The organism is Rhodoferax sediminis (assembly GCF_006970865.1).
GTDB lineage: Bacteria > Pseudomonadota > Gammaproteobacteria > Burkholderiales > Burkholderiaceae_C > Rhodoferax_A > Rhodoferax_A sediminis.
In genome coordinates this window covers 1,734,764-1,747,639 of sequence record NZ_CP035503.1, presented here as the reverse complement: position 1 = coordinate 1,747,639, position 12,876 = coordinate 1,734,764, and the positions used below count along the sequence as shown (strand labels likewise).

9 protein-coding genes and 3 tRNA genes are annotated in these 12,876 nt (G+C 63.1%); 4 read left to right on the top strand and 8 right to left on the bottom strand.

Annotation, left to right across the window (positions count from 1 at the left end; translation table 11 throughout):
• The first annotated feature begins 122 nt into the window (after positions 1–122).
• The 3 genes from EUB48_RS08395 (at position 123) to EUB48_RS08385 (ending at position 3,201) form a co-directional block, all read left to right on the top strand.
• On the top strand, positions 123–1,676 hold the full coding sequence (locus tag EUB48_RS08395; protein WP_142818461.1) for a fumarate hydratase: 1,554 nt from the start codon (positions 123–125) through the stop codon (positions 1,674–1,676).
• An 8-nt stretch (positions 1,677–1,684) separates the two neighbouring features.
• Positions 1,685–2,512: a glutamate racemase gene (gene murI / locus EUB48_RS08390; protein ID WP_142818460.1), complete on the top strand. Its 828-nt coding sequence runs from the start codon at positions 1,685–1,687 to the stop codon at positions 2,510–2,512.
• Between the two features lie 107 nt (positions 2,513–2,619).
• Complete coding sequence (locus tag EUB48_RS08385; protein ID WP_142818459.1) at positions 2,620–3,201, top strand: uracil-DNA glycosylase family protein; 582 nt, start codon at positions 2,620–2,622, stop codon at positions 3,199–3,201.
• Between the two features lie 56 nt (positions 3,202–3,257).
• On the opposite strand, the gene EUB48_RS08380 is transcribed toward EUB48_RS08385, so the two are convergent.
• Positions 3,258–3,923 (bottom strand): hypothetical protein, encoded by a 666-nt coding sequence (locus EUB48_RS08380; RefSeq protein ID WP_142818458.1) that lies wholly within the window; start codon positions 3,921–3,923, stop codon positions 3,258–3,260.
• A 251-nt stretch (positions 3,924–4,174) separates the two neighbouring features.
• Here EUB48_RS08380 and EUB48_RS08375 point away from each other — a divergent pair, with 251 nt between their 5' ends.
• Entirely contained in the window at positions 4,175–7,072 is a 2,898-nt protein-coding gene (locus EUB48_RS08375) for an adenosylcobalamin-dependent ribonucleoside-diphosphate reductase (protein ID WP_142818457.1), read from the top strand.
• A gap of 135 nt (positions 7,073–7,207) precedes the next feature.
• Here EUB48_RS08375 and EUB48_RS08370 read toward each other — a convergent pair whose 3' ends face one another.
• The 7 genes from EUB48_RS08370 to clpP form a co-directional block, all read right to left on the bottom strand.
• Positions 7,208–7,840, bottom strand: coding sequence for a DUF6806 family protein (locus tag EUB48_RS08370; RefSeq protein ID WP_142818456.1), 633 nt, complete (start codon positions 7,838–7,840; stop codon positions 7,208–7,210).
• 13 nt (positions 7,841–7,853) lie between these two features.
• Positions 7,854–7,947 (bottom strand) — tRNA-Leu (locus EUB48_RS08365).
• 59 nt (positions 7,948–8,006) lie between these two features.
• A tRNA-Cys gene (locus EUB48_RS08360) sits at positions 8,007–8,080 on the bottom strand.
• Positions 8,081–8,138: 58 nt separating this feature from the next.
• Positions 8,139–8,214: transfer RNA gene (locus EUB48_RS08355), tRNA-Gly, on the bottom strand.
• Between the two features lie 51 nt (positions 8,215–8,265).
• Positions 8,266–10,701 carry an endopeptidase La gene (gene lon, locus EUB48_RS08350; protein ID WP_142818455.1) on the bottom strand — a complete coding sequence of 812 codons (2,436 nt, stop codon included), beginning with the start codon at positions 10,699–10,701 and terminating at the stop codon, positions 8,266–8,268.
• Positions 10,702–10,802: 101 nt separating this feature from the next.
• Positions 10,803–12,068 carry an ATP-dependent Clp protease ATP-binding subunit ClpX gene (clpX, locus tag EUB48_RS08345; protein ID WP_142818454.1) on the bottom strand — a complete coding sequence of 422 codons (1,266 nt, stop codon included), beginning with the start codon at positions 12,066–12,068 and terminating at the stop codon, positions 10,803–10,805.
• A 107-nt stretch (positions 12,069–12,175) separates the two neighbouring features.
• Positions 12,176–12,820, bottom strand: a complete 645-nt coding sequence (gene clpP, locus EUB48_RS08340; protein WP_142818453.1) for an ATP-dependent Clp endopeptidase proteolytic subunit ClpP — start codon at positions 12,818–12,820, stop codon at positions 12,176–12,178.
• Positions 12,821–12,876: the final 56 nt, after the last annotated feature.

Genomic DNA, 12,876 nt, shown 5'->3' with positions numbered 1-12,876 from the left:
GCCTTTCTGGGGATGGCTGTGAGCTGTCAAAATAGCGGGTGCACAGTCCTGTGGCAAGTCGCCGTAGCAGACTTGGTCGGGCGGGCTGCGCAAACACCCGTATTTTCACCCCCACACGCACCATGACTACCAGCATCAAGCAAAGCGACCTGATCGAATCCATTGCCGGCGCCCTCCAGTACATCAGCTATTACCACCCCAGCGACTACATTGCCCACCTGGCGCGCGCCTATGAGCGCGAGCAAAGCGCCGCGTCGAAAGATGCAATCGCGCAGATCCTGACCAACTCGCGCATGAGTGCCGAGGGCCATCGCCCGATCTGCCAGGACACCGGCATCGTCAACGTGTTCCTGAAGATTGGCATGGACGTGCGCCTGGACGGCTTCACCGGCAGCCTTCATGACGCCATCAACGAGGGCGTGCGCCGCGGCTACAAGCATCCCGACAACACCCTGCGCGCCAGCGTGGTGGCAGACCCGCAGTTCGAGCGCAAGAACACCAGGGACAACACGCCTGCCGTGATCTTTACCGAGATCGTGCCCGGCAACACGCTCGACATCACCGTGGCGGCCAAGGGCGGCGGCAGCGAGAACAAGAGCAAGTTCGTCATGCTCAATCCAGGCGACTCGGTGGTGGACTGGGTGCTCAAGACCGTGCCCACCATGGGCGCCGGCTGGTGCCCGCCAGGCATGCTGGGCATCGGCATCGGCGGCACGGCCGAGAAAGCCATGCTGATGGCCAAGGAAAGCCTGATGGACGACATCGACATGTACGAGCTGCAGGCCAAATCGTCATCGGGCCAGGCGCTGACGAAAACCGAGGAACTGCGACTGGAGCTGTACGACAAGGTCAACGCGCTGGGCATCGGCGCGCAAGGCCTGGGCGGCCTGACCACGGTGCTCGACGTCAAGATCAAGCTGTACCCCACGCACGCGGCGAGCAAGCCGGTCGCGATGATTCCCAACTGCGCCGCCACGCGCCACGCGCACTTTGTGATGGACGGCAGCGGCCCGGTGTACCTGACGCCGCCCAGCCTGGACCTGTGGCCCGACGTGCACTGGGCGCCCGATTACAACAAGAGCACGAAGGTGAACCTCGACACGCTGAGCAAAGCCGAGGTGGCGAGCTGGAAACCCGGCGAGCGGCTGCTGCTCAGCGGCAAGATGCTGACCGGGCGCGACGCCGCGCACAAGCGCATCCAGGGCATGCTGGCCAGGGGCGAGCCGCTGCCGGTGGACTTCACCAATCGCGTCATCTACTACGTGGGCCCGGTCGATCCGGTGCAGGGTGAGGCCGTGGGCCCCGCGGGCCCGACCACGGCCAACCGCATGGACGGCTTCACCGAGATGATGCTGGCGCAAACCAGCCTGATTTCCATGATCGGCAAGGCCGAGCGCGGCCCGGTCGCGATCGAGGCCATCAAGCGCCACAAGAGCGCCTACCTGATGGCCGTCGGCGGCGCCGCCTACCTGGTGAGCAAGGCCATCAAGAGTGCGAAGGTCGTGGGCTTCGCCGATTTGGGGATGGAAGCGATCTACGAGTTCGACGTGACCGACATGCCCGTGACCGTCGCGGTGGACGCCGGCGGCACCAGCGCCCACATCACCGGCCCGGCCGAGTGGCAGAAGAAGATTGCCAGCGGCGAGTTCAAGAGCATTGCCGTCACCGCCGTTTGAATCGAGCCATGATCGGCGTTTTCGACAGCGGCATCGGCGGTTTGAGCATTCTGCAGGCCCTGCGCGCCGAACTGCCGCAGCAAGACTTCGTCTACATCGCGGACAGCGGCCACGCGCCATATGGCGAGCGTGATGACGCACATGTGATCGCACGTTCACGCGCCCTCACGCAGCACCTGCGCGCCGCGCACCGCATCGAGGCGCTCGTGATCGCCTGCAACACCGCGACCGCGGCGGCCATCCACCTGCTGCGCGCCGAGCACCCCGACCTGCCCATCGTCGGCGTGGAGCCTGCGCTCAAGCCCGCCCTCGCCCTGAGCCGGACCCGGCGCATCGGCGTGATGGCCACGCGTGGCACGCTTTCGAGCGCGAAGTTCGGCGCGCTGCTGGGCACGTTGGCCGGCCAAGCCGAGTTCGTTTGCCAACCCTGCGACGGCCTGGCGGACGCCATCGAGCACAGCGCTGGAGCCGGCGATGAAATCACGGACGCTACGGACTTGATAGCGCACTGCGCCCGCCACACAAGGGCTATGGGTGCATTTGGCGTAAATTCCGGAGAAATCGACACACTGGTCCTGGGTTGCACCCATTACCCGTTTGTGCAGGCGCCCCTGCGCGAGCTGCTCGGCCCGCGGGTCCGCTTCGTCGCCACGGGCGAGCCCGTCGCGCGCCAGACGCGGCGCCTGCTGCAGGCCGCGCGCAAGCTCGCGCCAGGCCAGAGCGCGGCGGACACCGGCCGCATCCTGCTGCGCACCACCGGCAAACCCGCCGCCCTGCAAGCGGCCGCCCGGCGCTGGCTGCAACTGCAAGCCACCGCGGAGTTGCTATTTATTTGATAGCGCACTGCGCATACACAGTATGGGCTACAACCAAATTTCCCTTAAAACCGCGGCCGCGCCGGCCGCTATTCGCGTGGCTGCGCCCCCGCGCGTGCGTCGTTCCCATGACCACGTATAAGGCCCTGCTCACGCAGGTTCATGCCTGCACCCTGTGCGCCGCGTACCTGCCGCATGGCGTGCGGCCCGTGCTGCAGCTGCACCCGCAGGCGCGCATCCTGATTGCCAGCCAGGCGCCGGGCCGCAAGGTGCACGAATCGGGCATCCCATTCGACGATGCCAGCGGAAACCGTCTGCGCGAGTGGATGGGCATCACGCGCGAAGTGTTCTACGACCCGAAGCAGGTCGCCATCGTGCCCATGGGCCTGTGCTTTCCCGGCAAGGGAAAATCCGGCGACCTGCCGCCCCGGCCCGAGTGCGCGCCGGCCTGGCGCCGCCCGCTGCTCGGCCACCTGCGCCACCTGGAACTGACGCTGGTGATCGGGCAGTACGCGCACGCGTATCACCTGGGCGCGCAGCATGCGTCGCTCACCGATGCCGTGAAGTCGTGGCGCGACCATTGGCCGCAGGTCCTGCCACTGCCGCATCCGAGCCCCAGAAACAACCTCTGGCTGCGCCGCAACCCGTGGTTCGAGACCGAGGTGCTGCCGGCGCTGCGCAGCCGCGTGGCGGAACTGCTGGCGGACTGACTGGGCCGGCCCGCCACCCGCCAGATCGACGCATCTATCAGCCAGGCGTCGTGATGCTAATTGGTCGCAAAGCAATACAGCAGCCCGGCGCCGCCGGTGCTTGCCAGCGCTGGCAAGCTGCAGCCACGCGTCGCATGCGCCGAATTCCACGAATACGTAGCCGGTGCCGCGCCGGTGCCGTTGCGGTTGTGATGCCCCACGATCGCTGAACCGTCGCCGCTCTTGGTCCAGTTGCCGCAGGTCTTGTCTTCGCTGCCTGTGAAGGCGGTACCGTCGGGCTGAGAGCCGGTGAGGATATCGTGCATGTTGGGTTTGTCTTCGTTCGAGTTGACGACTTCACCCTTCTCCGTCAGCGCCGTCTGCTTGTTCAAATTGTTGTCGCCGTGCAGTTCTGCGACATTCCTTGCAATGACAACGCCCTTGGCGTTTTGCCACGGCCCGGTGCCAATGCGGTCACGGGCGTTGACGGCCGGCGCGCTGGCTATGGCGCTGGTGCTCAGGTATGCACGCCAGGTGTGATTGCCGGCACCCGCCGCACTGGCCAACGCCTGGCAATGCTGGTCCGCACCGGCCAGGCCGCCAAGATCGGCACCCTTGCCCGGGTTGGTGCTGGTGACAAAGAACGTCATCAGGCTCTGCGGCGAACTCCGCGGTTGCGCGCACGCTGCCAGCAGGCACGTGGCAGCGCAGGCCAGAAGGAGAAGTTTCGAGCGTTGGTTCATGGCTGGCCCCATTGTAAAAATCGATCCGGAACGCATTCAATGTTATTGAAACATGCGCGTCCGGGGCAGGTCAAATGCCATTCAACGCGCGATGCGCCTGGCGGGCGGTGATGCACGCGCCCAGAGTAGTGTTTTGCGTTGAATCAAACCGCCTGGAATGATCCAATCAATGGCCGTCGTCTGTCCCAGATCAAATCGCCGGGAAATTCCGCGCACTACGATGCACTACACAAGGACCAAGGGAAATATCCATGAACAAAACTCTGCGCAAAAACCGCGCGCCCCAACATGGGATTGCCGCCCAGCCCATCAGCGAGGAAGTCCTGCTGGAGAAATACAGCAAGGGGGATGAGCGAACCATAGATGACGTCAACCTGCGCGTTGCCCGTGCACTGGCGCAAAAGGAAGCGCCCGAGCAGCGCGCCTCCTGGGAGTCGAAATTCAGGGAAGCCATGCAGCAGGGCTTTCTGCCGGCCGGGCGCATCCAGTCGGCAGCGGGTACCGATCTTGCCGCTACGCTGATCAACTGCTTTGTCCAACCCGTGGGGGACTCCATTGCGCAGATGGAAGACGGCTATCCGGGCATCTACACGGCCTTGACGGAGGCCGCGGAAACCATGCGGCGCGGCGGCGGCGTGGGCTACGATTTTTCCCGCATCCGCCCGCGTGGCGCCTGGGTCGGCAGCACGCAAAGCAGCGCCTCCGGGCCGATCAGCTACATGCGGGTGTTCGACCGCTCCTGCGAAACCGTGGAGTCGGCCGGCGCCCGGCGCGGGGCGCAAATGGGGGTACTGCGCTGCGACCACCCCGACATCGAGGAATTCATCCATGCCAAGGACGCCGGCAACCTGACGAACTTCAATATTTCCGTGGGCGTGACCGACGCCTTCATGGAGGCGGTACAGGACGACACCGAGGTGGAGCTGGTGCACCGCGCCGAGCCGGGCGCCGCGCAAAAGGCCGCTGGCGCCTACAGCCAGGTCCAGGCGGACGGCAGCGCGCAGTGGGTCTACCGCAAGCTGCGCGCGCGCGACCTGTGGGACCAGATCATGCGTTCCACCTATGACCACGCCGAGCCGGGCGTGCTGTTCCTCGACCAGATCAACCGCGACAACAACCTGTCGTACTGCGAAACCATCGCCAGCACCAATCCGTGCGCCGAGCAACCCCTGCCGCCCTACGGCTGCTGCTGTCTGGGCTCGATTGACCTCACGCGTTTTGTCGCCGATCCGTTCGAGGACAGCGCGCACTTCGATGCGCCGGCGTTTGCCCGGGTGGCGCGCGTGGCGGTGCGCATGCTCGACAACGTGCTGGACGTGACGGTCTGGCCCTTGCCGCAGCAGCAGCAGGAGGCGCGCAACAAGCGCCGTGTCGGCCTGGGCTTCACCGGTCTGGGCGATGCGCTGATCATGCTGGGCCTGCGTTATGACACGGAGGAGGCGCGGGCCATGGCACAGCACATCTCGGAGGTCATGCGCGACGCCGCGTACGACGCCTCCATCGAGCTGGCACGCGAGCGAGGCGCCTTCCCGCTGTTCAATGCGGACCTGTACCTCAACGCCAGCACCTTTGCCTCGCGCCTGCCGCAGGCCCTGAAGGACCGCATCCGCGCACACGGATTGCGCAACTCGCACCTGCTGTCGATCGCCCCCACCGGCACCATCAGCCTGGCATTTGCCGACAACGCCAGCAACGGCATCGAGCCCGCCTTCAGCTGGAGCTACACGCGCAAAAAGCGCATGGCGGATGGCAGCATCAAGGAATATTCAGTGGAAGACCACGCGTGGCGCCTGTACCGGCACCTGAAGGGAGAGGACGCGCCTTTGACGCCGGCCTTCGTGACCGCGCTGGAGCTGAGCGCGCAGGCGCACGAGGCCATGGTGGCAGTAGTCGCCCCCTTCATCGACACGTCCATTTCCAAGACCGTGAATGTGCCGGCGGACTACCCGTATGCGGACTTCCAGAACCTGTATATGCAGGCCTGGCAGTCGGGGCTCAAGGGCCTCGCAACCTACCGCCCCAACAGCGTGCTGGGCGCCGTGCTCAGCACCAGCTCGTCCCCACCGGCCGCGCCGCTGCAAATCGATGGCGCGAACCGGCGCCTGGCACTGGAGCGCTTGCCGGCCCCGGTACTATCCTCGCTGCGCTGGCCGGGCCGCCCCGAAGTGCCCCCCGGCAACATGGCTTGGACCTTCATGGTGCATCACCCGTTCGGGGATTTCGCGCTGTTCGTGGGAGAACTCGCGCCCGAGGACGGGGGCACCCCGCAACCCTTCGAGGTCTGGGTCAACGGCGCCGAACAGCCGCGCGGTCTGGGCGCGCTGGCCAAAACCCTGTCCATGGACTTGCGCGCCAACGACCCGGCCTGGCTGCAACTCAAGCTCGATGCGCTGGCCACCGTGGCGGAAGAACGCTCTTTCGAGATGCCGTTCCCGCCGCATGGCGAAAAGCGCCTGTTCCCGGGCGTGGTCGCCGCCACGGCGGCGGTCATCCGCTGGCGCTGCGAGCAGCTCAAGGCGCTGCCCCTGCTGGGTCGCGGCGGTCCCACACCGGTGCTCGATGCCATGTTCAGCCGCGACGAGCCGCACACGGGTCCTTCGGGAACACTGGCCTGGGCCGTGGATGTGGACAACCCCGCCACTGGCGAAGCCTTCACGCTCACACTCAAGGAAGTCACGCTGCCAGGCCCCGACGGCAGCACGGTCACCCGGCCCTGCGCGGTCGGGTTCTCGGGCAACTACCCGCGCGCGCTGGACGGCCTGGCGCGCCTGCTGTCGCTGGACATGCGGGTGATCGATCCGGCCTGGATCGGCATGAAGCTGCGCAAGCTGCTCAACTACGCCGAGCCGCTCGGCAACTTCATGGCCTTTGTGCCCGGCCTGCCACACGGCGAGCGGCGTCAGCAGACCTGGCCGTCCACCGTGGCCTATCTGGCGCGGCTCATCATTCACCGCTATGCCATGCTGGGTGTGTTGAACGAAGAAGGATTTCCGCTGCGTGACATGGGCGTGCTCGATTCGCCGCAGGATCGCGACGCGCCCGTCGTGCTGGCCGGCAGGTTGTGCCCGGAGTGCAGCAACCACACCATGATTCAGAAAGATGGCTGCGACTTTTGCACGGCCTGCGGCTTCGTGGGCCAGTGCGGCTAAATTCTGTGTACCACTCGCATCGCATGAAACCGGCGCAGCCAGATACCAGGGATACCGCGGAACCGGCTTAGCCGGGCCGCTGGTATCGCCCCCTTGAGGGGGGAGGCGCCGCAGGCGCTTCGGGGGTGTTTCAAATCAGTGCAGGTGCCGCGGCTTGCGGCCACCACCGTGACCGAAGCCGCTGTGCCCGCCGCCGCGTGGTAATTTGCCAATGTCAAGCGAGTTGACGAGCGCATCGAAGCGCTGGGCAAAGAGCTTGTCGATCTCGGCCACCACGCCCACAAGTTCGGCGCCATCGAAATGGCGCTCCATCGTGCTCACCACGTCCTGCACCAACAGGTCGCGCTGGACCTGCAAAATGGCCGCAGGATTGGGCCCGACAAAGAACATGATGAAGTCGTCGCGCGACTCTTCGGGGGCTTCTTCGTCCTCATCTTCCTCGTCAAAATCGGTGTCATAAAAAGTCACCTCGATAGCGGCGCCCTGTGCCGCCAGCTCGTTCAGGCTCATGCCCATCTCGTCGAGCGCCTCGCGGAAGTCCTCGTCGCCACGCACCGTCCAGCACAACTGCAACAGATGCTCCTGTGTATCGAACTTGATGCCCGGCTCCTCCTCGTAGGCACTGGCAGCGCCATCGGCCAGCGAGCGCGCGCCGGCGTATTTCCACATGGGCGCGAGCGCATCCTGAAGCTGCGCGAACGTCACATCAGGACGCAGCGACACCTCGCCATGAACATGGATTTCAAAAGGAGTGTTGTAGCGTGACATAGTCAGATGTTAATGGTGCCCGGGGCCGGGATCGAACCGGCACGCCCCTTATTCAGGAAAGCGGCGGATTTTAAGTCCGCTGTGTCTACCAATTTCACCACCCGGGCCGACACTGTATTGTGAAACAAAACAGCCCCGGCAACAGTGCAGTTGACAGGGCTGAATCTGGAGGCGCGGCCCGGAGTCGAACCGGGCTAGACGGATTTGCAATCCGGTACATAACCGCTTTGTTACCGCGCCAGAAATTTGCATGTCCCGCGACAAAAAAGGGAAGCTTTTGGCTTCCCTTTTTTTAATCTGGAGCGGGAGAAGAGTCTCGAACTCTCGACCTCAACCTTGGCAAGGTTGCGCTCTACCAACTGAGCTACTCCCGCATTTCAAGCCTCAAATTATAGCTTAATTCTGCAGCCTTCCGCCATCCCGCGTCAATGTTTGATCGCGGTCGCGGTCGTGGGTGCGACGCCGTCCGCCGCCGCCGGTGCCGGCACCACGGCGGCGGCCGGTTCGTCGTCAGCCAGCGGCGTGGGCATGCGCTCGAGTGCGATCTTCAACACCTGATCGATCCACTTGACCGGGACAATCTCAAGGCCGTTCTTGACGTTCTCGGGGATATCCTGCAAGTCCTTGGCGTTTTCTTCGGGAATCATCACGGTCCGGATGCCGCCGCGCAGTGCCGCGAGGAGTTTTTCCTTGAGCCCGCCAATGGCGGTCACTTCGCCGCGCAGGGTGATCTCGCCCGTCATGGCCACATCGCCACGCACGGGAATACCCGTGAGTGCCGACACGAAAGCCGTCGTCATGGCCGCGCCCGCGCTCGGACCATCCTTGGGGGTAGCGCCGTCGGGCACGTGAATATGGATATCCTTCTTCTCGAACGCTTCATCCTTGATACCGAGGCGGCGTGCGCGGCTGCGCACCACGGTGCGGGCCGCTTCCACCGATTCCTTCATCACATCGCCCAGCGAACCGGTGCGGGTGATGACGCCCTTGCCCGGCATGCTGGTGGCTTCGATGGTGAGCAGATCGCCGCCCACCTCCGTCCACGCCAGCCCCACGACCTGGCCGACCTGGTTCTGGTTTTCCGCGTGGCCGTAGTTGAACTTGCGAACCCCGAGAAACTCGTTGAGGTTTTCGCTGGTCACTTTGACCTGCGGCGTCATTTTCTTGAGCAGCAACGCCTTGACCACCTTGCGGCAGATCTTGGACAGATCGCGCTCCAGCGAGCGCACTCCCGCCTCGCGCGTGTAGTAGCGCACGATGTCCCGCACCGCATCCTCGGACACCAGCAACTCCTCTTCCTTGACGCCGTTGTTCTTGAGTTGCTTGGGCAGCAGGTACCTGGTCGCAATGTTGATCTTTTCATCCTCGGTGTAGCCCGCGAGGCGAATGACTTCCATGCGGTCCAGCAACGCCGGCGGAATATTCATCGAATTCGAGGTGGCGACAAACATCACGTCGCTCAAATCAAAATCCACCTCGACGTAGTGATCGCCAAAGGTGTGGTTCTGCTCTGGATCCAGCACCTCCAGCAGCGCGCTCGATGGATCGCCGCGGAAGTCGGTGCCCAGCTTGTCGATCTCGTCGAGCAGAAACAGCGGATTGCGCGTTCCCACCTTGGACAGGCTCTGCAGCACCTTGCCCGGCATCGCGCCAATGTAAGTGCGGCGATGGCCGCGGATTTCTGCTTCGTCGCGCATGCCGCCCAACGCCACGCGCACGTACTTGCGCCCCGTTGCCTTGGCGATGGACTGGCCCAGCGAGGTTTTTCCCACGCCCGGCGGCCCGACCAGGCACAGAATCGGCGCCTTGACCTTGTCCACGCGCTGCTGCACCGCGAGGTATTCGAGGATGCGGTCTTTCACCTTGTCGAGACCGTAATGGTCTTCGTTCAGCACCTTCTCGGCATTGCCCAGGTCATGCTTGATCTTGGTCTTCTTGCTCCACGGCAGGCCGATCAGCACATCAATGTAGTTGCGCACCACCGTCGCCTCGGCCGACATCGGCGACATCAGCTTAAGCTTCTTGAGTTCGCCCTCCGCCTTCTTCAAGGCTTCCTTGGGCATCTTGGCGAGCTTGATCTTCTTTTCAACCTCTTCGAGGTCGGCGCCATCCTCGCCTTCCCCCAGCTCTTTCTGGATCGCCTTGACCTGCTCGTTCAGGTAGAAGTCGCGCTGGTTCTTCTCCATCTGGCGCTTCACGCGGCCGCGGATTTTTTTGTCCACATTGAGGATGTCGACCTCGCGCTCGAGCTGCTCATACAAATTCTCCAGGCGCAGCTTGACGTCAGCCAAATCCAGAACGACCTGCTTGTTGTCGAGCTTGAGCGGCAGGTGCGCGGCGATGGTATCGGCCAGACGGCCGGCATCATCAATGCTGGAGATCGAGGTCAGGATCTCGGGTGGGATCTTCTTGTTGAGTTTGACGTACTGGTCGAACTGCTGCATCACGGCGCGGCGCAGCGCCTCGATTTCGGTGGACTTTTGATCCCCCGGAGTCGATTCGACCGGCGAGACGTTGGCCGTGAAGTGCGACTCGCCGTCGTCGATCTTGTTGACCCTGGCGCGCTGCTGACCTTCCACCAGCACCTTCACGGTACCGTCCGGCAACTTGAGCATTTGCAGGATGGTGGAGACACAGCCCACCTCGAACATGTCCGACACGGACGGCTCGTCCTTGGCGGCGGTCTTTTGCGCCACCAGCATGATGCGGCGCTCCGACTCCATGGCCAGCTCGAGCGCCTTGATGCTCTTGGGGCGTCCCACAAAAAGCGGGATCACCATGTGGGGGAAAACCACCACGTCGCGCAATGGCAGCAGCGGCAGATCGATGGGGGATGAAGACAGGAGCGTTTGGCCAGACATAAGGAACCTTTGATTTACCCGTTGAATATGGCTCGCATGCGCTAAATTTCAACCCATCGGTATTTCAACTCGGAATGGGGAAGCAAAACACGAGCCTCGCGCTAGGCTTTCTTCGCCGACTCGCGGTACACAAGCAGCGGGGGCTTGTTTTCATCGATCGTTGACTCATCGACCACCACCTTGTCCACATTTGACGTGTTCGGCAAATCGAACATGGTGTCGATCAGCGATTGTTCAAGAATGGAGCGCAGGCCGCGCGCGCCGGTTTTACGCGCCAGCGCCTTCTTGGCGATGGCCTTCAGCGCCGAGGGGCGAATCTCCAGGTCGACGCCTTCCATGGCCAGCAGTTTGCTGTATTGCTTGACCAGGGCGTTCTTCGGCTCGGTCAGGATTTGCACCAAGGCATCTTCGCTGAGTTCGGCCAGCGTGGCCACCACCGGCATGCGGCCTACCAGCTCGGGAATCAGCCCGAACTTGATCAGGTCCTCGGGCTCGACTTCCTTGAACACTTCCGTGAGGGCGCGCTGCTGCTTGCTCTTGACCGAGGCGCCAAAACCGATGCCGGAAGACTCGGTACGGTTTTCAATGACTTTTTCCAGACCCGAGAAAGCACCACCACAAATGAACAGGATGTTGGTCGTGTCGACCTGCAGGAAATCCTGGTTCGGATGCTTGCGCCCGCCCTGCGGCGGCACGCTGGCCATGGTGCCTTCAATCAGCTTGAGCAGGGCTTGCTGCACGCCTTCGCCCGACACGTCGCGCGTGATCGACGGGTTGTCGGACTTGCGGGAAATCTTGTCGATTTCGTCGATGTAGACAATGCCGCGCTGCGCCCGCTCCACGTCGTAATTGCAGCTTTGCAGCAGCTTCTGCACGATGTTTTCGACGTCCTCACCCACATAACCGGCCTCGGTCAGGGTGGTGGCGTCGGCCATGACGAACGGCACATCGAGCATGCGCGCCAGCGTTTGCGCGAGCAGTGTCTTGCCGGAGCCCGTAGGGCCAATCAGCAAGATGTTGCTCTTGGCCAGCTCGACATCGTCTTTCTTGGCCTTTTCCTTGTGGCGCAGCCGCTTGTAGTGGTTGTAGACCGCCACGGCCAGCGTGCGCTTGGCCGGCTCCTGGCCGATCACGTAGTTGTCGAGATTGGTCTTGATTTCCAGCGGCGTGGGCAGATCGCCACGCGTCTCGCGCCCATCAGTGCCCAGGGGAAGCTCGTCGCGAATGATCTCGTTGCACAGGTCAATGCATTCGTCGCAGACGAAAACCGAGGGACCAGCAATCAGCTTCTTGACCTCGTGCTGGCTTTTGCCGCAAAAGGAACAATAAAGGGTTTTTTCGCTGGAGGAGCCTTTTTTCTCGGCCATGTGTGGAATGCCTTGTTACCGGGGTTTCTCAATGATAACCATTTAAAAACGGCGTTTTCCGTCGCAGAAAACGCCGTTGCAGCTGCGCAACTTGAAGATTAGTCAGCCTAGGGGCGTTTGGCAATGACTTGGTCCACCACGCCATATTCTTTGGCTTCGTCGGCGAACATGAAGTAGTCGCGCTCGGTATCGCGTTCGATTTTCTCGATCGTTTGCCCGGTGCGCTCGGCCAGGATGCGGTTGAGCTGGTCGCGCGTCTTCAAAATATCACGGGCATGAATCTCGATGTCGGTCGCCTGGCCCTGCGCACCGCCCGAGGGCTGGTGGATCATGACGCGCGAGTTCGGCAGCGTGTAGCGCTTGCCTTTGGCGCCGGCCGCGAGCAGGAACGCGCCCATGCTGGCGGCCATGCCGGTGCACAGCGTGGACACATCGGGCTTGATGAACTGCATGGTGTCGTAGATGGCCATGCCGGCCGTGACCGAACCGCCCGGGGAATTGATGTAGAACGAAATGTCCTTGTCGGGATTTTCGCTTTCCAGGAACAGCAGCTGCGCCACCACCAGGTTGGCGGTCTGGTCATTCACGGGCCCGACCAGAAAAATCACGCGCTCCTTGAGCAGGCGCGAATAGATGTCATACGATCGCTCGCCGCGGCCGGACTGCTCGATCACCATCGGGACCATGCCAAGGCCCTGGATTTCTGAGGCGCTGCTTGGGGCGCCATAGGAGGTATTGCTTCGAACGATCATGGTTTCTCCAGAGATATTGGGACTGTACCGAAAAGAAATGGGGCTTGCGCGCGAAA

Coding starts and splice junctions, on each gene's coding strand:
- lon (WP_142818455.1), bottom strand. CDS start 10,701: ATGTCTGGCCAAACGCTCCTGTCTTCATCCCCCATCGATCTGCCGCTG.
- clpP (WP_142818453.1), bottom strand. CDS start 12,820: ATGATCGTTCGAAGCAATACCTCCTATGGCGCCCCAAGCAGCGCCTCA.
- EUB48_RS08380 (WP_142818458.1), bottom strand. CDS start 3,923: ATGAACCAACGCTCGAAACTTCTCCTTCTGGCCTGCGCTGCCACGTGC.
- EUB48_RS08370 (WP_142818456.1), bottom strand. CDS start 7,840: ATGTCACGCTACAACACTCCTTTTGAAATCCATGTTCATGGCGAGGTG.
- clpX (WP_142818454.1), bottom strand. CDS start 12,068: ATGGCCGAGAAAAAAGGCTCCTCCAGCGAAAAAACCCTTTATTGTTCC.
- EUB48_RS08385 (WP_142818459.1), top strand. CDS start 2,620: ATGACCACGTATAAGGCCCTGCTCACGCAGGTTCATGCCTGCACCCTG.
- EUB48_RS08395 (WP_142818461.1), top strand. CDS start 123: ATGACTACCAGCATCAAGCAAAGCGACCTGATCGAATCCATTGCCGGC.
- murI (WP_142818460.1), top strand. CDS start 1,685: ATGATCGGCGTTTTCGACAGCGGCATCGGCGGTTTGAGCATTCTGCAG.
- EUB48_RS08375 (WP_142818457.1), top strand. CDS start 4,175: ATGAACAAAACTCTGCGCAAAAACCGCGCGCCCCAACATGGGATTGCC.